Annotated in this window: 15 protein-coding genes and 1 tRNA gene; 2 read left to right on the forward strand and 14 right to left on the reverse strand. The window is 52.9% G+C overall.

What is annotated here, in order from left to right; translation table 11 throughout:
* Positions 1–75 precede the first annotated feature (75 nt).
* Positions 76–1134 carry a chorismate synthase gene (gene aroC / locus BMX45_RS14955; RefSeq protein ID WP_090910346.1) on the reverse strand — a complete coding sequence of 353 codons (1059 nt, stop codon included), beginning with the start codon at positions 1132–1134 and terminating at the stop codon, positions 76–78.
* A 109-nt stretch (positions 1135–1243) separates the two neighbouring features.
* Here aroC and BMX45_RS14960 point away from each other — a divergent pair, with 109 nt between their 5' ends.
* Positions 1244–2128, forward strand: coding sequence for a LysR family transcriptional regulator (locus BMX45_RS14960; RefSeq protein ID WP_090910347.1), 885 nt, complete (start codon positions 1244–1246; stop codon positions 2126–2128).
* A 166-nt stretch (positions 2129–2294) separates the two neighbouring features.
* Here BMX45_RS14960 and BMX45_RS14965 read toward each other — a convergent pair whose 3' ends face one another.
* From BMX45_RS14965 to BMX45_RS15025, 13 genes are all read right to left on the reverse strand, one after another.
* Positions 2295–4550 (reverse strand): FAD-dependent oxidoreductase, encoded by a 2256-nt coding sequence (locus tag BMX45_RS14965; RefSeq protein ID WP_090910348.1) that lies wholly within the window; start codon positions 4548–4550, stop codon positions 2295–2297.
* Between the two features lie 52 nt (positions 4551–4602).
* Positions 4603–5430 carry a carbohydrate ABC transporter permease gene (locus BMX45_RS14970; protein WP_090910349.1) on the reverse strand — a complete coding sequence of 276 codons (828 nt, stop codon included), beginning with the start codon at positions 5428–5430 and terminating at the stop codon, positions 4603–4605.
* Between the two features lie 12 nt (positions 5431–5442).
* On the reverse strand, positions 5443–6324 hold the full coding sequence (locus tag BMX45_RS14975) for a carbohydrate ABC transporter permease (RefSeq protein WP_090910350.1): 882 nt from the start codon (positions 6322–6324) through the stop codon (positions 5443–5445).
* Between the two features lie 273 nt (positions 6325–6597).
* On the reverse strand, positions 6598–7929 hold the full coding sequence (locus tag BMX45_RS14980) for an ABC transporter substrate-binding protein (RefSeq protein WP_090910351.1): 1332 nt from the start codon (positions 7927–7929) through the stop codon (positions 6598–6600).
* Between the two features lie 152 nt (positions 7930–8081).
* Positions 8082–8906 carry a response regulator gene (locus tag BMX45_RS14985; protein ID WP_090910352.1) on the reverse strand — a complete coding sequence of 275 codons (825 nt, stop codon included), beginning with the start codon at positions 8904–8906 and terminating at the stop codon, positions 8082–8084.
* Between the two features lie 70 nt (positions 8907–8976).
* Positions 8977–10761: a sensor histidine kinase gene (locus BMX45_RS14990; RefSeq protein ID WP_090910353.1), complete on the reverse strand. Its 1785-nt coding sequence runs from the start codon at positions 10759–10761 to the stop codon at positions 8977–8979.
* A 302-nt stretch (positions 10762–11063) separates the two neighbouring features.
* Positions 11064–12914 (reverse strand): S-layer homology domain-containing protein, encoded by a 1851-nt coding sequence (locus BMX45_RS14995; RefSeq protein WP_090910354.1) that lies wholly within the window; start codon positions 12912–12914, stop codon positions 11064–11066.
* Positions 12915–13916: 1002 nt separating this feature from the next.
* On the reverse strand, positions 13917–15206 hold the full coding sequence (gene eno, locus BMX45_RS15000; protein ID WP_009593642.1) for a phosphopyruvate hydratase: 1290 nt from the start codon (positions 15204–15206) through the stop codon (positions 13917–13919).
* A 49-nt stretch (positions 15207–15255) separates the two neighbouring features.
* Positions 15256–16800, reverse strand: a complete 1545-nt coding sequence (gene gpmI, locus BMX45_RS15005; protein WP_090910355.1) for a 2,3-bisphosphoglycerate-independent phosphoglycerate mutase — start codon at positions 16798–16800, stop codon at positions 15256–15258.
* Positions 16801–17553: a triose-phosphate isomerase gene (gene tpiA, locus BMX45_RS15010; protein ID WP_012818438.1), complete on the reverse strand. Its 753-nt coding sequence runs from the start codon at positions 17551–17553 to the stop codon at positions 16801–16803.
* 79 nt (positions 17554–17632) lie between these two features.
* Complete coding sequence (gene pgk, locus BMX45_RS15015) at positions 17633–18814, reverse strand: phosphoglycerate kinase (RefSeq protein ID WP_090910356.1); 1182 nt, start codon at positions 18812–18814, stop codon at positions 17633–17635.
* Between the two features lie 195 nt (positions 18815–19009).
* The gene (gene gap / locus BMX45_RS15020) at positions 19010–20014 is read right to left on the reverse strand and encodes a type I glyceraldehyde-3-phosphate dehydrogenase (RefSeq protein ID WP_076326192.1); all 1005 of its coding nucleotides are present in this window, start codon (positions 20012–20014) and stop codon (positions 19010–19012) included.
* Between the two features lie 99 nt (positions 20015–20113).
* Entirely contained in the window at positions 20114–21157 is a 1044-nt protein-coding gene (locus BMX45_RS15025) for a sugar-binding transcriptional regulator (protein ID WP_090910357.1), read from the reverse strand.
* A 257-nt stretch (positions 21158–21414) separates the two neighbouring features.
* Between BMX45_RS15025 and BMX45_RS15030 the strand changes: the two genes are divergently transcribed.
* Positions 21415–21489 (forward strand) — tRNA-Arg (locus tag BMX45_RS15030).
* Positions 21490–21610: the final 121 nt, after the last annotated feature.

Raw genomic sequence — 21610 nt, forward strand, 5'->3', positions numbered from 1 at the left:
AGAGCCGCATTAGATCTTCAAATACAAAACCGGAAGCAGACTGCTTCCGGTTTTTTTGCCGTATGCTGTTCATTGCTATTCGTCATGCAAAGCGGCTTGCCGCTTGTAATGATCCTCGATGACCATGCAAGCCATCGCTTCGATTACGGGTACGACACGAGGGCAGATGCATGGATCGTGCCTGCCGATCGTCGTTATCTCCCGTTCGTTCCCCTCCACATCGACTGTCCGTTGGGGAATCGATATGGAGGATGTCGGCTTGACGACGACTCGGAACACGATGTCCGCCCCGGTGCTGATCCCGCCGATGATCCCGCCGGCATGGTTCGTCCGAAACCCCTCCGCGTCCATCTGGTCGTTATGTTCACTTCCCCGCATGGAGGCGGCTTGGAAGCCCGTCCCGAATTCAATGCCCTTAATCGCTCCCACGGACAACATCGCCTTTGCCAGCTCAGCGTCAAGCTTGTCGAATACGGGTTCTCCCAATCCCGCAGCGATTCCGCTGATACGGCATTCGACGATTCCCCCGCAGCTGTCGCCCTCTTCGGCCAGTCGTTCTATCCTTTCGATCATGCGAACGGCCGCTTCAGGATCACAAGCCCGAACAGCATTGCGTTCGATGGCATCGACGTCGAATTGCTCGCATCGGATGCCGCCGATCTCCGTCGTATAGGCCAGGATCGAGACGCCCCGGCGTTCCAGAAGCTTGCGCGCCACGGCACCGGCTGCCACTCGCGCAGCCGTCTCCCTTCCCGAAGCTCTTCCGCTTCCTCGATAGTCGCGTATCCCGTATTTTTTCTCATAAGTGAAATCCGCGTGCCCGGGCCGGTAGGCCGATTTGATGGTGTCGTATGCCGACGGGCGCATGTCGGTGTTGTTCAGCATGATGCACAGTGGCGTGCCCGTGGTTCGCCCCTCGAATAGCCCGGATACAATGCGGATCTTATCGTATTCCTTGCGGGGAGTCGTAACGGAGGATTGCCCCGGCCTTCTGCGATCCATCTGAATCTGGATGTAGGCCTCATCCAGCTCGACGCCAGGCGTGACGCCCTCCAAAATGACGCCGACGGCTTCTCCGTGCGATTCCCCGAACGTAGTCATTTTCAATCGTTCTCCAAACGTGCTTCCTGCCATGTCCCTACCTCCCGAATACTTTCGATTCCTTTTCATTTAGTTTAAAGGTATAGTTGAAATAAATGAAATCGTAATATCGTAGAGATGCCATAGAGAGGATTGATGACAAATGATCGCCAACACCGAATGGTACCGGGTGTTTCTGCATGCCGCCGAGACGTCCAATTTGACGAAAGCCGCACAAAACCTCCATATGACGCAGCCTTCTGTGAGTTATGCCATCAAACAGCTGGAAGAAGCGCTCGGCGTGGGCCTGTTCGACCGGTTATCCAAGGGCGTCCGCCTGACGCAAGAAGGCCAAGCCTTGTATCAGCATGTACGGCAAGCCTTTGATGAACTCGGTTCAGCCGAGCGCCGCTTGAAGAAGCTGAAGCAGTTCGGCGAAGGCAGACTGAGGATCGGCGCGAACGGGGCTATCGTTAAGGACTTTCTCCTCTCCTTGCTCGACCGATTCCATGCCCGCTATCCCGACATCCGCATTCAGCTGTCACAGGAGCGAACCAGCAGCATCGTGGAGCGCTTAAAGAAAGGCTCGTTGGATCTCGGCTTTGTTCACCTTCCCGTATCGGACGAGGAAATCCATATCATCGACTCCCGTACTTCACCTTATTGCGCCGTGGTTGGAACGGCCTTCGCAGATTGGGCTCGCAGGCCTCTACGGACGGAAGAATTGACGGAGCTTCCCCTCTTGTTGCTATCCCCTGGCAGCTCGACGCGATCCTTCATCGAAGGGTGGTTCCGATCGCAAGGGGTGGAAGTGGAAGCCGACTTCGAGTTGAACAGCCTGGACATGTTAGCGGAATTTGCCGAGCGCGGTTATGGAACAGCCTTCTTGCCGCGGGCCTTTGTCTCGCCCCGCATCTCGGACGGTTCCTTGCTGGAGCTTCGAACAGATACTCCGTTACCGGATCGATATATCGGTGTCGCCGTTCGGAAGCACCAGTCGCCATCGCTGGCAGCAGGGGCATTTTTGGAGATGCTGCAGCAGAATTGACGATCTTCCGCCGACATTCCCAACTGAACAAGGCAGCCGGATGTGCGGCTGCCTTTGCTTCGTTTGTATCGACTAACGGCTTAGCAGATATAAGCTTGCTGCTCATCAAATCCTGTCCAGGCTGGCACCTGTTGAAAACGCACAAGCAGCTGTTAGCTTTGAAAAACTAACCGTAAGCCCTCACTTCGATAACCTCGGCATAGTCAGAGCCGTTCGTGCGCTCCACTACCAATCGAAGCGCCGTGCAAGGAACGGGCTCCTCCAAACGGTGCACGGTTCTCCGGCGGCGGTTCAACGCCTCCGAGGCAAGGGTGACCCACTTCCCTTCCGAATCCAGCGCCTCTAGTCTGTAGGCACGGACCAGCTCAGGGATGATGTCGAACGGCGTACGATGATGATGCAGATTGATCAGATCCTCGTTGACATCATCGTTGAAGATCAGGTGAATCTCGCGGATCGACTGCACTCCCTTCCACTCCAGCTTCAACCAAGGCGTCTCCCCGTCTGCGATTCCCTCCGATACCCACATATGCGGACCGCCGTAAGGACGCTTGTATCCATCAATGACATGCTCCGGTTGATACGCCCTTGAACCGATCGCCGACCGCAGGCAGAACAGCTTGCGGACCAGCCCCTTCATGCTCCACTCCACCACCGGCTGGCTGTCATCATGGTCTTCCAGCTCTTTGGAGACGCGGGCTGGCGTCCCCCGTTCGAAGGCAAGCAGCCCGCTCATCGGCTTGGACGACAAATACAGCGTCAGATCCGGATTTTTGCGCACGATGATAAAGGCGTTCTGCGGCTCCGCCGGCTGCCAATCCAGCTGGACGGGGACCCACTGTCCCTGCCCCGGCATGATCCGGACGGTGGTGCGAAATTCTAACGCGGCCGGCACGTAATTCTCCGGACGTCCCGTGCTCCAAACCTCCACCGTCATGTCGGTCTCCTGCTCCGCATCCACCAGCCATGCCACCTCGCCCGCCAGCCCCGGATCGGCCGGCATCAGCACGGCGATGTCCCGCTCCAGCGGGTAAGGCGCCTCCGCCTCCTCGATCGCGATCCTGGACAGGTGGGACGATGCGCTGACCTTGGCGCTTCGGGCCAGATCATGCGGATCGCGGTTTGCAACCCCGAGCACGGAGGCATCCTGCTTCAGCAGCGTCTGCTGAAGCTCCCCGCTCCGGCTGCGGGACAGCTCGCGAGGGGAGAGGCCCTGCTGGACGCACAGCGCCGCAGCCGTGCCGGCCGCTTCGCCCAGGACGGCGCAGGTCGCCATCACCCGCGTGGTGCCGAAGGCCACGTGGGTGGCGCTGATGTTGCGCCCGGCGAACAACAGGTTGGCCACGTTCGCCGAATACAGGCTGCGGAACGGGATATGGTAATTCCCGTCCGCATGCATATGCTTCGAGCCGCTCTCTTCGGCGTACATGCCCTGTGGCGGATGCAGATCGATCGACCAGCCGCCGAATGCGACCCGGTCATCGAACGGCTCTTGGGCCATAATATCGTTCTGCGTGAGCACATAGTCGCCGACAAACCGGCGGTATTCCCGCTTGCCCGGCTGGGCGCCGACCCACTCCAGCGTCATATTGGCGGCATCGAATTTGCCGGAATTTTTGATATAGTCCCATATGCCATATATGACAGACCACAGCTCATCGCGGATCCGCTCATTGTCATGCACGGTGTCGAGCTCGCCGCCCCATTCGATCCACCAGTAATGGCAGCCCGAGTCGCCGCTGCGGATGACCCGTTTGATCGGGATCGGCGTCTGCGTAATATCCTTGGCAAAGACGGGCGGCACGAATTTTACCGGGTGTCCGGCATCCTTCGTGTAGAACAGCAGCGTGCTGCCGAGTGTCACATCGTCCGCCGTCTCCGGCGCCCACGCTTCCCCGTATTCATCGCGCGCTTCCCGCCCGAGCCGGTATTTCGCTCCTGCCAGGAATCCGACCAGCCCGTCCCCCGTGCAATCCAGGAACACGGGGCTCTCAAACCGGATGCGCCGCTCCGAGCCCATCATCCAACCGGTAACCGATCGGATCTGCCGTGCGTCAGAATCTCCGTCCGCTTCTACCTCATGCACGTCCGTATTCAAGAACAGGGTGATGTTCGGCTCGGCCCGCACGGTCTCCAGCACGATCAAATCCCATAGATACGGGTTGCCGTCCGGATTCCGGTACTGGTTCTCCACGAACATCTCGCCCATAATGCCGGTTTCCCGGGCATAGCGGTTGATCCCGTGAGCCGTCGCGCCGCATACCCATACGCGCACCTCGCTGCTGGAGTTGCCGCCCAGAACCGGGCGGTTCTGCACGAGCGCTACCTTTTGTCCGAGCCTCGCGGCCGCCACCGCCGCGCAGACCCCTGCCAAACCGCCGCCAATCACCGTTATGTCGCTTACTTCCGTTTCGTTTCTCATGCTCTTTCTCCTTTCATTTTCGTCCAGCTCATCTGTGGACATGGATTATGGGCTATCCTTTAACAGCCGAGCTCGCCACGCCCTGAATGATATATTTCTGACCGATCAGGAACACGAGAATCATCGGAATGATACCTGCGGTCGCCGCCGCCATCATGCCGTTATAATCCACCGTATTTTCGAGAATGAAATTTTGCAGCCCCAGCGGAACGGTATACAGATCTTGATCGATCAAGAATACCAAGGCGTTCTCGTAATCGTTCCAGTGCCAGGAGAAATCGATAATGGCCAGCGTGGCCAGCGAGGGTTTCGCCATCGGCAGAATGATCCGGGAAAAAATGCGAAAATGTCCGGCTCCGTCGATAAAGGCAGCTTCCGAAATTTCATGCGGTACGGAGAAGAAGAACTGCCGCATCATGAACACCCCGAATATCGTGAATACGCCCGGCAATATCAGAGCCCAATGCGTGTTATAAATGCCGACCCAGTCGAACATGATGAACTTCGGCACAAACAGGACCTGAGGAGGGACCATCATCATCGACAAATAGATTATGAACATGGCATTCCGTCCCTTGAACTCGATCCGGGCAAACCCGTAAGCGGCTAAAGCGGACAGCAATACCGCTCCGACGGTGCTGATCAAGGCGACTTTAAGCGAGTTGAGGTAGTAGTGGCCAAAGCTGTTCGCACCGGTCCACACTTTCACATGATGATCCCACATGAATTGGTCGGGAATCCACTTAATCGGGTACTGGAATACTTCCGCCGGCATCTTGAACGAGGTGCTGATCATCCAGAGGAAAGGAACGATCATAACCACGCTGAAGAACAGCATAATGAGCGTGACGATTATTTTGGTGTATAAGGCTTTGGTCATTGTCCTTCCTCCTTAATAGTGAACCCAGCGCTTCTGACCGATCCATTGAATGACGGTGAAGATCATGATGATCAAGAACAGCGCCCAGGAGATCGCGGATGCATAACCCATTTCGTAGTAGCGGAAGGCATTCTGGTATATGAACAGGGATAACACGGTGGTGCTGTTGCCCGGGCCCCCTTGTGTAATGGCTTGAATGATCCCGAACTGCTTGATGGTCATAATGAGTCCGGTAATAAGCAGCAGGAAGGTCGTGGGACTGACGAGCGGCCACAGGATGCTGCGAACCGTTTGCCAGGCGCGGGCCCCGTCGATTTTGGCGGCCTCCAGCAGTTCCGTTGAGACCTCTTGCAGCGCGGCCAGGTAGATGATCATGTTATAACCGAGCATGAACCAGATCCAGATGATGTCGATGGCATACATGGAGGAATCCATGGTGGACAGCCATCCCGGGGGATTGGTTATGCCGAACGACTTGAGGATTCCGTTGATCGGGCCGTTATTCGGATGGAACAGCAGCATCCATACGAAGGCCACAGCGACGCCGCTGGTGATGTAAGGCATGAAATATAAGGCGCGGAGCAGCTTTTTTAAATACACCGAGCGGTTCAGAACCACGGCGACGATGAAAGCCAGTCCGATCGATATAGGAACGGATAACAGAAAGAACAGCGTATTTTTGATCGCAATGTAGAAGACCTCGTCACCCAGCATTTTTTGAATGTTGGCCAGACCGACGAACTTCGTGTCCGAGCTCATAAATTTGTAGTCCGTAAACATCAGATAGAACGAATACAAGGCTGGCACAATAAAAAACAGCATCACGCCAACCATGTTCGGACCGATAAACAGATAGCCGAGATACTGTTGCCGTTTCATCCAGGATGTTTTCACATAGCCCCACTCCTCTTGGTCTTTTTCATCTCAAGCATAGCAGTCGGGACCAAGCGGGGATAAGGAACAAAACCTTCGAATTTATGCTACAGAAGTATGCAATTGCAGGGTTGTGAATTTCAGCGTCTCCGTAGATTTGTTCTATGGCCGACGAGAATAAAGCGGCAATCAACCCCCTGCCCGGATCATGCCGAGATAGGCAGTGTCGAAGCGGAACAAAAAGGGGACCGCCGCCCGAAGCGATAGTCCCCTTCTATTGGAGCCGACAGCCCCTTATTTGCCTTCTTTTAAAAACGTATTGTGCCGGTTCACCATGGCCTCCAGCGTTTGATCGAGCGATTGGGCGTTAAGGAAATACTTCTCATACTCCTGAGCCCGCATATCCATCACCTCTTGCGGCAAGCTCCTAACGTACGTAGGCGTTTTGTCTTCGAACATGACGTGCATCAAGGAATCCAGGTCATACGTGTCTTTCTTATCACCGAGCAGGTTATTTAACGCCTCATCCTGATCGGCGTCCTTCGAAGCCGGCAATCTTCCGCCCGCGGCCATAGGAGCCATGCCTCCGTCCGCATACCACTTCAGGAATTCCCAAGCTTCTGCTTGTTTTTTGGATTTGGCATTAATGGAGATGTAATCACCGAGGCCGCCCCTTGTCACGTAGCTGTCCGCACTGTCCGTTAGTCTCGGCACTTGAGCGAACGCGATAGTGAAGTCGCGCGGGAAATCCGTAAAGTTATTCGAACTTCGCAGCAGCCAAGCCCCGATATTCAGCATAGGCACTTCCCCGCTCAGGAACACTTGCTCCACCGGCATTTTGGAAGTCAGCTGCTCTCCTAGCGGCGGCGTGGTCTTGTCCTCCTTCATCATGACGTTCAGGGTTTCCAGCCATTTTTTGACCAGCGGGTGGTCCAGATTCGAAGTTCCGTCCGCCTTGGTGTACCCCTCTTGCGATAACACCGAATCAATCGGATCGACGAACGGCTCCATATTTTGAATAAATCCGTAGTTATTGCCGACTTTAAGCTTCTTGGCATATTCGCGCAGTTCATCCCACGTCCAGTCCTTCGGAACGGGCAAGCCGGCCGCATCAAGGGCATCCTTGTTCAGCGCGACGAAGAAGGCGCTTTTCGTGGTTGGCATCCCGTAATACTTCCCGTTGATTTTCCAGCCTTCGGCGTCAGGCCCCATTTTCTCGTCGATATCGTAATCGTCGAATTGGCTCAGATCCAAGGCCAGGTTGGACTCCACCCGTTTGGACGTTTGAGAAAGCGTGTAATTCACGAACAGGTCGACATCCTGGCCCGTAATCATGGCCGTATCGAGCTTCAGGTTTCCGTCATCGTCATTGACGTAGCGGACATACTCAACTTGAATATCGGGATGCTCGGCATTCCACGCGTCGATGACCTCTTGCGGTCCCGCCTCCGGCGGTACGCCGCCCCACATGGTTAGTTTGACCGGATCGCCGGATGAAGGCGCTTTCGAATTGTCCGTTCCTTGTCCCTCATTCGCGGATGACGCTGTTTTGCCGCCGCAGCCTGCAAGAAGACCCATTAGCAATACGCCGATGAGAAGCATCGCCCATCCTTTTTTATTTCTCACATTAGAGACCTCCCCGAGAATCATATTGGTGTGATGCCCTCTCATCGTAGCAGGGAACGGGAGCCGCTTTTAAGCTACATATCCATTCAGATAATGGAACAAAACGATGGAATTCCTGTTTCGGCGAATCCTATGCCCTGCATAGAATCGTTCTATTTAGCGTCTTTGTTGTGTTGTCTGTATTTGCTCGGCGTGAAGCCGGTCAACCGCTTGAATATCTTTATAAAATAATTGTCGTTCACGAACCCCACCCGAAGGCCGATCTCGTGAACAGGGAGGTCGGTTTGAAGCAAATACGCGATGGCTTTATCCACCCGGACCTGATGCAAATAATGAATCAAGGTGCGTCCGGTCTTTTTCTTGAAGAGCGCGCTGACGTAATTCTCGCCCATCATCACGTAGCCCGACATCGATTTTACCGTAATGTCCTGCTCGTAGTGCTCATGGATGTATTGCAATATTTTCTGTACTTCCGGGTGCGACGTAATTTCCTGGGGGAAGGCATGATGCCCCGGCTGTGGCGGCACCGTCTCCGTGGATGCGACCGGAATTGAAACAGCTTGGCTTTGATTCGGGCTTGGGTTCGGACTCGGGTTACTCTTGGACAGCTCGGCATTCATTTTGTGCAGCGTTTCCCGCAGCGTATTCACGCTCATCGACAGCTTCAGGATATAGTTGGATGCCCCGTATTCCATCGCTTGCCGGACATACTCGAATTCACTCATGCAGGTCAGCATTACGAACTTCGAGGCATACCCTTCTTCCCGGGTTCTGCGGAGGAGCTCCACGCCGTCCATCTCCGGCATCACGATATCGGTCAGCACGAGATCGGGCGGATTGCTCCGGATCATCTCCAGCGCCTCGGCGCCGTTGCCTGCCTCTCCCGCCACCTTGAATCCAAGCTCCTCCCACGCGATGATCTCCCGCACGGACTCTCGCACAAACACCTCATCCTCCACCAGCAGCACCTTCCACATAAGTCTCTCCTCCTCGCAGCTTTCAATCCGGTTTCAAGCCTACATAGGCCAGAGGCGAATCATCTGCCCGTTATGATGAAATCAAGTGATCGTTCTGATAAGGCGTTGAGATTAACAGCGGGATAGAAAATCGAATCCGCGTTCCCCGCTCCGAAGATATAATCTCCATGCTGCCCTCTTCTTTAAATAACAGCCGCAGCAGCTCTTGTACATTGTTGAGACCGATGCCCGGACGTTTACGCATTCCGCCCGCCTGCCGGGACTGCTCCATGCCGACGCCGTTGTCCTTGATCTCCACAGCCAATCGGTTCGGCCCCTCCCGGGTAACCTTAATTTCAATGAGACCCTCCGGCTCCTGCATCGGCCCGATTCCGTGCAGGATGGCATTCTCCACGAGCGGCTGCAGGGAGAGCTTGGGCACAAGCGCATAGAGGATGTCCTCATCATACGCAAAGGTCACGTCAAAACGGTGATTATAACGCACCTGCTGAATATGGACATAGGCCTGCACCAGCTCGATCTCATCCTTCAGGTGCACCAGATCCTTCTCCGTATTCAGGCTCGCCTCCAGCAGCTTGCCCAGAGACAGGGTGATATTCGTGATATCCTCATTCCCGTGACGAATGGCACTCCACTTGACCGTATTGAGCGTGTTGAGCAGAAAATGCGGGTTCATCTGAGCCAGCAGCATATGAAAATGCACCGCTTCCTTCTGCCTTTCCTCGGCCTTCAATCGCTGAATCAGCATATCCATGTCGTTGAGCATGGAATTGAACGTCTGCGTCAGTTCCAGAATCTCGCCCCGGAACTTATGCTCCGGCAGCCGGATTTTCAGATTGTTGCGGACAACGGCCTTCATCTTATTCTGCAAATGGGATAACGGCCGGGTAATCGTGGCGGCAATAATGAAGGTCATGATGAGAAAAGCGCCGGTCAGCAGGAAAAAGGTCATGAAATATTGACGCTTCAGCTCCTCGATCTCGTTAAAGAGCACCGTCAGCGGAATCCGGTTCACGATATACCAATCCAGCGATTCCACGTAAATGTAATTCACCAGGGTGTTGGAGGCTTTATCGATAAAATACTTCTGCCTGGGCTCGGCCGCAATCCTGGCTTTCACCTCGCCGGTCAGACTGCTGTTCAAGATCGATTGGGATACGTTCGCGCCATCGCTTGTAATCAAATAATATTCCTGGCGCAGCGTCGACTGCTTCAATACCGATTGAAACCAGAAGGAGTAGTCGATGCTGATCCGGGCCATGCCGTACGGCTTGTTGCGGGGAGTTTCCATGTACGCGTACAGCGATAGCAGGTAAGGACTCGTCGAGATATCCCGCAGCACGTAGTTCGCATCGCTCGAAACCCAATGATACGACACGCCCTCCATCTGTTCCCTATCAAAGCCAGGGTTGTCCCGCAGCTTCCTGTAATCGAGCGCCTCCCTGGGAGAATAAGAAGTGTAAGCGTTGCCATGAAAATCGAGAATCGTGAAGTAGACCGACGGATTATACAAGAAGAAGCTGTTGTTCAAATTTTTGAACTTTTCCTCCATCAGGTTTTTGTTCTCGAGTCCCTGCCGCTGTCCGGGATGGGTCAGCACGGAGGCCACCGTTGAATCCTGCTCCAGAAATATCAGCGTTTTGAAGGCTACGCTCAACTGATCCTCCAGCGTTCGGTACATCTGCTCCAGCTGGCTGTGGCTCTGCTGGCTGATTTTCTCCTGAACCAAGGTTTCGATCCGCTGGTAGTTGTACAAATTCAAAATGCCGAAAGGCAGCAGTATGACCAGAACGAACGCGGCAAACAGACGGTATTTCAGCTTGTGTGGAAACAGGGATCGTATTCGGTTCAGCACCCTCCCGCACTCTCCTTTTCGCTTGCTTGTTCTTCAATTATATCAGCACCGGTTCGCTTGAGAACGGCAATGCCTGAAATTGCATGGATATGTGCGGTCGATGCCCGGGGCAGACGGTGTGAATGTGTAGATTTGTTCTATTTTATCAGACAAAAAAGACCAAACTCTCCGTAAGAGAGCTTGGTCTTCATCTACTGCATCATCACATTTCGTGCTCAAGCGCGTTAACGATCACGCCCGCTAACGATGAGGTCAGCCATTCCCGATCATGCTTGTTGCGTTTGATATCCAATTTAAAAAACTTACTTTCCCATCAGCATTTCAAAGCAATTTAACAGCAGCACATAGGTCTGCTCGAAGGTGAGCTCGCCTTTCGGGTTGAACTGATTCTTGGCCATGCCGTTCATTAAAGAGAGATCTATCGCTTGGTATACTTGTTCCTTCGCCCATGGCGAGATGCTGCTATCGTCCGCGAAACGAGAAACCGAAGCGGATCCGGTTGATGCCGGTCTGCCTTTCAATTCATTCGTCTTGGCATACACCTGAAGGATCAGCGCGGCAGCCTGTTCTCTGGTGATGGTCGCTCGCGGAGAGAAGGATTGCGGCGATGTCCCGTTGATGATACCGTTTTGGCTTGCCCACGTCACGGTCCAATCATCGACGTCCTTAAACGGGGTCTTAACGTCGATGACGTCCATATAAAGATCCTGTCCCAGCATGGTCTCGATCATATGTACCGCCATCTCCGTAAACTCCGCTCTGGTGATCGGCTGCTGGTAAGATCGGTCAAACGGCCAGCCGATAATGCCATTCGCTTTGGCCTTCATGTAATCCGCTTGAGCCCAGTTACTTACTTTGCCATCAGCCGGACCATCATTCACGTTAACGTAGACCCGGCTTCTCGACCCCAGATAATCATTGGCAGAGATCCATGTCGATCCCTTGCCTACCGCTTTGACCTTGCCGTTTGCATCAATCTCCACGATCCGGTTATCTCCGCTTTTGAACGTATTGCCGCTGGTTTGCAGCCCGTCGGTGAGACCCATTTGAAGGGTTTCCCCCTTTTGAAGCTGAATATCGTAGCGGGCCAACAAACCAGGCATCATTTTGAAAAACGTCGTGTTGAACTCAACCTGTGCTGCGCTTCCGGATGCGGTATATAGACCCGTGATCTGAACGGTGAAGACATCGTCCGGCGCAAAATCGCCTATGCCGTCAGGCCTAAAAATGACGGCAAACGGCACGCCGTAATAGCTGGTCTGTACATTGAAATATTTGCCCGATTTATCGTTGTCGCTTTTGTCAAAGCTCCACTCTTTCCCGTCCCTGACACGGGTCAATTTCACTTGAATCTGGTCCGTTCTTATCCGGTCATACTTTTGCGGGTTCAACGACACCGACCATGGATCGTTTGTCTTAAAAACCTCTTCCGGAAAATATCCTGCAGACGGCCAGGCGATGTAATCATACTGAACTTCGGAAGCTGGGCGGCCCTTGTCCATCGCGTACATCGACGCATAGGCAACGTTGTTGGCTGTATGTACCATACCGAACATGGTCTGTTTCATCTCCGGATTGATGATCCACCGGCGGTGTCCGACGCGATCGATATTCGTAGCCCCGCTATCCGCCATATACCCAAGGACATTGTCATAAAAGGTCGGGCTGCCCCCGTAAAGGTTGCTTGTCTTCGCTCCTTCCTTCGCTGAAGCGTACAGCGAATCGTCCATGCCGGCCGGCATGGTTGGATAATGGCTCAGCTTTTGATGCAGGGCGTTTACAAGCGCTGCCGCCTGCTGCTGCCCTGCAAGCGAAGAGTTGGCTGTCACGTCATCAGGCAGGCCGGATAGGTATCTTACAAAATTGACGGCGTGAAGGCCGTCCTCGATGTATTCCGGTTTTATCGTCCCAGCCTTATAGGGTACGGCGACGCTTGGCGATTCCATGTAAATTCGTTCTGGCCCCATGTAGGATGTGCCTGTATCCATGGGTTTGTACTGCTGCCATTTATTCAGGATATCCTGCTTCGTTCGATCTCCCGTCAGCTGCTGAACGTCAGCTGCATGGGCATCGGGGGCCGATAAGACTGCTGCGATCAGCATAGCCGCAGGCAGAATCAGCCATTTTCTCGATCGTTGGAGTGATCGTTTCATAGATTCAAGCCACCTTACTTCTCGTATTTTTCCTATAACTTCTGTCTTCATCATTATAACGGCAAATATAGGAAACTTGTACTATAAAAAGATAGGCTTGTAGATCTAATAGAGTATTCCGGTCTCGATCTCTCCTTCTCCCACACCCAAAAGCCCCGCTCATGTGATATCACAGAGCTGGGCTCTTCTTTGCACTCCTATGAGATACTCCACAAGTGGCTGCACGCCTCCTCCCCTGCTCAGGTGCGTATATCGGTGGAGGAGCAGCGCGTTCGCCTTTAAAATCGGGAAGCTTCCTTAGCCTGTTCCATTCCAGCTTCCCGATTTTAACAGCGACCGGAGACGATATACGCACCGCCCCACGGCACGATAACAGAGTGTGCAGCCATTCGATCTCTCCTCCTCCCACACCCAAAAGCCCGGCTCATGTGACCTAACATGAGCCAGACTTTCTTCTTTGCATTCCTACGAGATGCCCCCAAGAGGCTGCACACCTCTTCCCCGCTCAGGTGCGTATATCGATGGAGGAGCAGCGCGTTCGCCTTTAAAATCGGGAGGCTTCCTTAAACCTATTTCATTCCTGCTTCCCGATTTTAACAGCGACCGGAACCGATATACGCACCGTCCCACAGCACGATAACAGAGTGCGCCGCCCTTCCCTTTCTCCCCCTCCCACACCCAAAAGCCCAGCTCATGTGACCTAACATGAGCTGGGCTTTCTTTGCACTCCTACGAGATGCCCCCAAGAGGCTCCACACCTCTCCCCTGCTCAGGTGCGTATATCGGGTGGAGGAGCAACGCGTTCGCCTTTAAAATCGGGAGGCTTCCTTAAACCTATTTCATTCCTGCTTCCCGATTTTAACAGCGACCGGAACCGATATACGCACCGCCCCTCAGCTCCCAATCCAAGGTGCAGCCTCTCCCTCCCCCCGACATCCCTAAAACCAATGCAAAAAAGCCCAGCTCCCTCAAAAGCAGGAGCTGGGCTTTCTCTTATTTCAATTATTTTTGCTTCAGGTTGTAGAACGACTTCAAGCCGTTGTATTGAGCAAGCTCGCCCAATTGGTCTTCGATGCGAAGCAATTGGTTGTATTTCGCCACACGGTCGGTACGGGAAGGAGCACCCGTTTTGATTTGACCCGCGTTAGTAGCCACCGCGATATCAGCGATGGTGCTGTCCTCGGACTCACCGGAACGGTGGGAGATGACAGCCGTGTATCCTGCGCGTTTTGCCATTTCGATCGCATCGAAAGTTTCAGTCAATGTACCGATTTGGTTTACTTTGATCAGGATGGAGTTACCGATACCCTCGTTGATGCCTTTTTCCAGACGCTCCGTGTTCGTAACGAACAGGTCGTCACCCACGAGTTGAATTTTGTTGCCCAATTTCTCGGTGAGCAATTTCCAACCTTCCCAATCGTCCTCGGAGCATCCGTCTTCGATGGTTACGATCGGGTATTTGTCTACCCAAGAAGCGAGCAGGTCAACGAATTCTGCCGGCGTGAAGGATTTGCCTTCGCCTTCCAGAACATACTTGCCGTCTTTGAAGAACTCGGTGGAAGCAACGTCCATACCCAGCAATACATCTTCGCCTGGCTTGTAGCCGGCTTTTTCGATCGCTTCGATGATGGAAGACAGTGCATCTTCGTTGGACGTGAAGTTAGGAGCGAAGCCGCCTTCGTCACCAACCGCCGTGTTCAGGCCTTTGCCCTTCAGAACGGATTTCAGGTTGTGGAAGATTTCAGCGCCCATGCGAAGAGCTTCTTTGAAGCTAGGTGCGCCAACAGGCAATACCATGAATTCTTGTACGTCCACGTTGTTGTCCGCGTGAGCGCCACCGTTCACGATGTTCATCATAGGTACTGGAAGTTGTTTGGCGTTGAATCCGCCAAGGTATACATACAGCGGAAGATCCAAAGCATCAGCAGCAGCGCGAGCTACAGCCATGGATACGGCCAAGATGGCGTTCGCACCCAATTTGCCTTTGTTTGGCGTACCGTCCAAAGCAATCATCAGCTTGTCGATGCCGAGCTGGTCCAGAGCGTCCATGCCGATCACTTCAGGAGCGATGATTTCGTTCACGTTCTCAACGGCTTTCAGAACGCCTTTGCCCAGGTAACGGGATTTGTCGTCGTCGCGAAGCTCAACCGCTTCGTGAACGCCAGTGGAAGCACCGGATGGAACGATAGCGCGACCGATTGCACCGGATTCCAGGTATACTTCAACCTCTACGGTTGGATTGCCGCGGGAGTCAAGGACTTCGCGTGCATATACATCAGAAATAATAGTCATGTGTATAGTCTCCTTTGAAATGTTATGTTTATGTTCCATTATGAACTACTTATTTACGTGCTGCAATCATGGAGGTTCCCGTCATCTCGTCAGGCTTCGGCAGCCCCATCAGATCAAGAATCGTTGGCGCGATGTCGGCCAGAATACCGCCTTCACGCAGCGATACGTTCTCATCCGTTACGATGAACGGAACCGGGTTCGTGGTATGAGCGGTGAATGGACGGCCATTCTCATCGAATACCATGTCCGCATTTCCGTGGTCAGCCGTAATGATAACCACGCCGCCTTTGGCAAGAACGGCATCCACCACTTTGCCAACGCACTCATCGGTGGTTTCTACCGCTTTAACGGTAGGCTCCAGCATACCGGAGTGACCAACCATGTCCGGGTTCGCGAAATTCAAGATGATCGCGTCATGCTTATCCGCTTCGATTTCTCTCACGCAAGCATCCGCCACCTCATAGGCGCTCATCTCCGGCTTCAGATCGTACGTCGCCACCTTCGGCGAGTTGATCAATACGCGCGTTTCGCCTGGAAGCTCAACATCGCGTCCGCCGCTGAAGAAGAACGTCACGTGCGGGTACTTCTCCGTTTCCGCAATGCGAAGCTGCTTCTTGTTGTGCTGAACCAGCACTTCGCCCAGCGTGTTGTCCAGATCCTTCGGCTTGTAGGCGACGAAGCCTTCCACCGTCTCGCTGAACAGCGTCAAGCAGACAAAATGCAAGCTTTGCGGGAACTTCGGTCCGCGATCGAAACCACGGAAATCTTTGTTCGTGAACACTTGGGACAGCTGGATCGCACGGTCAGGGCGATAGTTCAGGAAGATGACGGAATCTCCGCTCTCCACCAGGCTTACCGGCTCTCCCGCGCCATTCACCATGACGGTCGGCTCTACGAATTCATCATAAACCGATTTCTCGTAGGATTCGGTGATGGCTTTCAGCGGATCCGTATATTTAGGGCCTTCGCCGTACACCATCGCACGGTATGCCTTCTCGACGCGGTCCCAACGCTTGTCGCGGTCCATTGCGTAGTAACGACCGGAAAGCGTAGCGATTTGGCCAACGCCCACTTCCTCAATCTTCGCAATCAGATCCTTAACGAACTGCCTGCCGCTGTCCGGTGCCACGTCGCGTCCATCCATGAAACCATGGATGTATACGTCATGGAAATCTTCCTTCTTGCAAAGATCCAGCATCGCAAACATGTGCTCAATGTGACTGTGAACGCCACCGTCGGATACCAGCCCGTACAGATGCAGCTTCTTGTTGTTGTTCTTGGCAGCGCGAACGGCTTCCACAAGCGTTTCATTCTCGAAGAATTCTCCTTCGCGAATCGACTTCGTGATGCGGGTCAAATCCTGATACACGATCCGGCCTGCGCCGATGTTCAAGTGACCCACTTCGGAGTTCCCCATTTGACCTTCCGGCAAGCCTACGGCTTCGCCGCAAGCGGTCAACGTGGTGTTCGGATATTGCTTCAAATACCGGTCGTAGTTAGGCTTGTTCGCTTGAGCGACCGCATTGCCCACCTCGGTGTTGCGAAGCCCGAAACCGTCCATAATGATCAGAGCTACGGGTTTTGGAGCAGACATTTACTTCGCCCCCTCAACGAGTGCGATGTAGGAAGCCGGTTGTAGACTTGCACCACCAACGAGCGCGCCGTCGATGTCGCTTTGTCCCATATACTCCGCTACATTTTCAGGCTTCACGCTGCCGCCGTATTGAATGCGAACTTGGTCTGCAACGGTTTCGCCGTACAGGCCTTTAACGAGTTCGCGAATATAGGCGATGACTTCATTCGCATCCTCTGCCGTGGAGGATTTGCCCGTTCCGATTGCCCAGATTGGCTCGTAAGCAATAACGACATGAACCGCTTGATCAGCAGGAACACCTGCGAACGCTGCTTCCGTTTGTACTTTGCACACGTCTTTGGTTTGGCCGGCTTCGCGTTCTTCCAGCTTCTCGCCAACGCATACGATCGGAAGAAGACCATGACGGAATGCCGCATGTACCTTCTTGTTCACGATCTCATCGGTTTCAGCAAAATACTGACGGCGCTCGGAATGTCCAATAATGACGTAGTCCACGCCCAGGTCTTTCAGCATCAAGCCGCTGATTTCACCCGTAAAGGCGCCATTGTCTTCGAAATGAAGATTTTGTGCACCGATTTTGATGTTCGTGCCCTTTGCCGCTTCAACCAATGCAGGAAGATTGGTAAACGGCGCGCAGATCACGCTTTCCACGCCTTCTACTTCCGCTTTGCCTTTCACATCTTCAATAAATGAAGTTGCTTCCGGAACAGTTTTGAACATTTTCCAGTTACCAGCTATGATAGGTGTTCTCACACGATTCACTCCTTTATTCCCCCGAAGATTCTCCAGGGTCCAAACTTCATCCACTTGCTATCCAATGTAGTTCCTCATTCTATTTATCGTTCAGTGCCACAACACCAGGAAGTGCTTTGCCTTCCATGAACTCAAGAGATGCGCCGCCGCCTGTCGAGATGTGATCCATCTTGTCGGCAAGGCCGAATTTTTCCGCTGCTGCAGCCGAGTCGCCGCCGCCGATAATCGTGTAAGCTTCCGTTTCCGCACAGGCCTGTGCCACTTCACGAGTACCGTTGCTGAACGGAGCGATTTCGAATACGCCCATAGGACCGTTCCACACGACAAGTTTGGAGTTCTTGATCACTTCTGCATACTTGGCGCGAGTCTTAGGACCGATGTCAACGCCTTCCCAATCGGCTGGGATGCCGTCGATATCAACGACCTTGGTATTCGCGTCTGCGCTGAATTCGTCCGTAACGACGATATCTTCCGGCAGGTAGAAGTTTTTGCCCAGCTCTTTGGCCTTCTCGATGAAACCGAGTGCCACATCAAGCTTCTCTTTATCAAGCAGAGATTGACCGATTTCATGGCCTTGAGCTTTGAAGAACGTGTAAGCAAGTCCACCGCCGATGATGACATTGTCAGCAAGCGTAAGCAGGTTGTCGATCACGTCGATTTTGTCCTTAACCTTCGATCCACCGATGATGGCGGTAAAAGGACGGTCCGGATTCGAAAGGGCTTTGCCGAGAACGGACAGCTCTTTCTCCATCAACAATCCCGATACGGCCGGAAGATGATGAGCAATCCCCTCTGTCGAAGCGTGCGCACGGTGAGCAGCACCAAACGCGTCGTTCACGAACAGATCGGCCAGCTCAGCGAATTGCTTCGCAAGTTCCGGATCATTCTTCTCTTCACCAGGGTAAAAACGAACATTTTCAAGCACGAGCACATCGCCGTTCTGCAGCTTCTCGACTTGAGTTTTAACGGCTTCTCCTACCGCTTCATCCGCTTTGGCTACCGGTTTGCCGAGCAGTTCCGACAGACGCTGACTTGCCGGAGTCAGGCGCAAAGATTCTACGACCTCTCCTTTGGGACGACCCATGTGGCTGGCCAGGATGACTTTTGCTCCTTGCTCCACCAGATACTTAATCGTCGGCAAAGTCTCGCGAATACGAGTGTCGTCTGTAATTTTACCATCTTCGAGCGGTACATTGAAATCGACGCGGACAAACACCCGTTTGCCGCTTACTTCTACATCACGTACACTTTTCTTGTTCATCTCCACGTTCCTCCTAAGAAAACTATTCTCCTCACCGACAGCATGCAGTTGCTCTCGTATCTCTCTCTATCGTCTAACCAGCGCCCGGATTCTTATCTATTCTTCCCAGTGCTCTGGCATGAAAACAAGGAAAAACCATGAACCAAAGAGGAGACCCGTGAACGGAACTCCTCTTCGGTTGAATGGCTAGATCAATTACAGACCTTTGCTTGCGATGTAAGCAGCGAGGTCAACGACACGGTTGGAGTAGCCCCACTCGTTGTCATACCAAGAAACAACTTTCACCATGTTGTCGCCAACTACCATAGTGGAGAGCGAATCGATAGTGGAAGAAGCTGGATCGCCATTGTAGTCGCTGGATACAAGCGGCTCTTCGGAGTAGTTCAAGATGCCTTTCAGCGGGCCTTCAGCAGCTGCTTTCAGAGCTCCGTTAACATCTTCAAGGGTTACGTTTTTGGAGAGCTCTACTACGAGGTCCGTTACGGAAACGTTCTTCGTAGGTACACGCATAGAGTTACCGTTCAATTTGCCTTTCAATTGTGGCAGAACGAGGCTAACCGCTTTAGCAGCACCTGTTGTGGAAGGAATGATGTTTTCAGCAGCTGCACGAGCACGACGCAGGTCTTTGTGCGGCAGATCAAGCACTTGCTGGTCATTTGTGTAGGAGTGAATTGTAGTCATCAATCCTTTAACGATACCAAAGTTCTCGTCAAGAACTTTTGCAAAAGGAGCCAAGCAGTTCGTCGTACAAGAAGCATTGGAGATGATGGTGTGGCTAGCAGCATCGTATTTGTCTTCGTTAACGCCCATAACGATGGTGATATCTTCGTCAGTAGCTGGAGCGGAGATGATAACTTTCTTAGCGCCGCCTTTCAAGTGAGCGGAAGCTTTGTCTTTCGCTGTGAAAATACCAGTGGATTCAACAACGATTTCAACGCCGTACTCAGCCCAAGGCAATGCTTCAGGGTTACGCTCAGCGAATACTTTCACTTCGCGGCCGTTTACAACGAGTGCGCCTTCTTTAGCTTCAACAGTTGCATTCAGTCTGCCATGAGTGGTGTCATATTTCAAAAGGTGTGCCAGCGTTTTTACGTCCGTCAAATCGTTGATTGCCACGATTTCAACTTCGCTGTTGTTCAGCGCAGCGCGGAATACGTTACGTCCAATACGTCCAAAACCGTTAATACCTACTTTAACCATGAGTAGTTCCCTCCATATTTGTAAAATTTATATATTCAAGATTGGCCGTTAAGCCAATCAAGACAACAAAAACGAAAAATCAGTTGTACGCCCGCGGACTCAGATGCCGGCGTCAATTTCCTTCTCGACTTCCAATGCCGCGGCTTCATCCGTAACGAGAATGTCCTCGTGTCCGAATTTCAGCACCGCATGGATCGCTTTGCCCTTGCCTTGCCCTCCAGCAATGCCGATGATGGTCTCCGTCCGCATAATATCCTCAAGCCGGAGTCCAAGGGTAAGCATTTTGTGGACAACTTCCCCATCTTCGCTGAAATAATAGCCGAAGGATTCCGCGATCGCGCCATCTGCCTGCAAGTTCCGGATAGAGCCTTCATCCAGCTTGCGCCGTCTGGCCATCTCCATGGCATCTCCGATGCCGTGAATAATGACGCGGCTGCGCCTGATCACATCCACGATCTCCTGGATGTGCTGATCCTGAACCAACGATTGATAAGCATCCTCGCTGAGCAGATCCGGCACATGAAGCAATCGGTACTCAGCCCCAACGCGCTTAGCCATTTTGGAAGCAATGGTGTTCGCTTGAATCTCCATGCTCTCCCCGAGGCCGCCTCGCGCCGGCACAAACCAAGTGCTCGTCAACGGTTCGCCGCCAGGCAAAGAGGACATCTGCTCTGCCACTTCGGCGAGCGTGGAGCCGCCTGTTACGGCAATCGTATCTCCATCCTGGACAAAGTTAAGCAGCGTTCTTGCTCCGGCCCGGCCAAGCTCACGTTTGACTTCCGGAGATGACTCGCTGTCACCGGGAATAATGACCACTTTACGAAGCCCGTAAGCCTGACGAATCTTCTCTTCCAGTTCAACCAGTCCGAACAACTCATTCATGACCGGTTCCAACTCCTCCAGCAAGCATATCCCTGTGCCGCTGATCCGCATGCCGAGCGTTTCAATCTCGATCAGCCCTTGCGCTTTCAGAAGATCAGTCTCTGCTCTGAGAACACGCTCGGTCATTGATAGCGATGAAGCCAGTGTTCTTCGGCCAACAATGCCGGACAACTTGATCTGATGAAGGATGGTATACCTTCGTTTAAGAGTATCCATCAGATCCGGCAGAAGTTGCTCTTGTATTTCTAATAGGTTACGCATGCATTCCACTCCTGCAAACTTCGTCTCGGCTCTCCTACCTGGTCGTAAAATGTCCCAGTTAAACTTTTTAAGTCCCACCCTTATTCTAACCAATAATCATGCCGGTTGCAAGTGTCCGAAAGTATATTTCTCTACCCCAGGCATTCTTATTCATTATGGCCAACTACCGGCTTGTCTATATAATAGGAACAAAGTTTTGTCCGCTATTGTATTTTTGAAATAGATGCGGTATAATCAACTTCGTTGCTGATTTTTGTGCGCCCGTGGTCCAATGGATATGACGTAGGCCTCCGGAGCCTGAGATCGAGGTTCGATTCCTCGCGGGCGCGCCATTATAACATTTATTCTCTATACTGATTACCCTAAAGTGCCCATAACGGCTCTTTTTTTTACTCAATAGTTTGACTTTCTTTGACTTTTTGATTTAAATTGTTTATCATGTGGGTAATACGG

Source organism: Paenibacillus sp. cl141a, from assembly GCF_900109305.1.
In the GTDB taxonomy this organism is placed as follows: domain Bacteria; phylum Bacillota; class Bacilli; order Paenibacillales; family Paenibacillaceae; genus Paenibacillus_AQ; species Paenibacillus_AQ lautus_A.

What these genes read in the sequence shown, in the direction of transcription:
- aroC (WP_090910346.1), bottom strand. Translation starts at nt 1,134, where the DNA reads ATGGCAGGAAGCACGTTTGGAGAACGATTGAAAATGACTACGTTCGGG.
- BMX45_RS14960 (WP_090910347.1), top strand. Translation starts at nt 1,244, where the DNA reads ATGATCGCCAACACCGAATGGTACCGGGTGTTTCTGCATGCCGCCGAG.
- BMX45_RS14965 (WP_090910348.1), bottom strand. Translation starts at nt 4,550, where the DNA reads ATGAGAAACGAAACGGAAGTAAGCGACATAACGGTGATTGGCGGCGGT.
- BMX45_RS14970 (WP_090910349.1), bottom strand. Translation starts at nt 5,430, where the DNA reads ATGACCAAAGCCTTATACACCAAAATAATCGTCACGCTCATTATGCTG.
- BMX45_RS14985 (WP_090910352.1), bottom strand. Translation starts at nt 8,906, where the DNA reads ATGTGGAAGGTGCTGCTGGTGGAGGATGAGGTGTTTGTGCGAGAGTCC.
- BMX45_RS14995 (WP_090910354.1), bottom strand. Translation starts at nt 12,914, where the DNA reads ATGAAACGATCACTCCAACGATCGAGAAAATGGCTGATTCTGCCTGCG.
- eno (WP_009593642.1), bottom strand. Translation starts at nt 15,206, where the DNA reads ATGACTATTATTTCTGATGTATATGCACGCGAAGTCCTTGACTCCCGC.
- gpmI (WP_090910355.1), bottom strand. Translation starts at nt 16,800, where the DNA reads ATGTCTGCTCCAAAACCCGTAGCTCTGATCATTATGGACGGTTTCGGG.
- pgk (WP_090910356.1), bottom strand. Translation starts at nt 18,814, where the DNA reads ATGAACAAGAAAAGTGTACGTGATGTAGAAGTAAGCGGCAAACGGGTG.
- gap (WP_076326192.1), bottom strand. Translation starts at nt 20,014, where the DNA reads ATGGTTAAAGTAGGTATTAACGGTTTTGGACGTATTGGACGTAACGTA.
- BMX45_RS15025 (WP_090910357.1), bottom strand. Translation starts at nt 21,157, where the DNA reads ATGCGTAACCTATTAGAAATACAAGAGCAACTTCTGCCGGATCTGATG.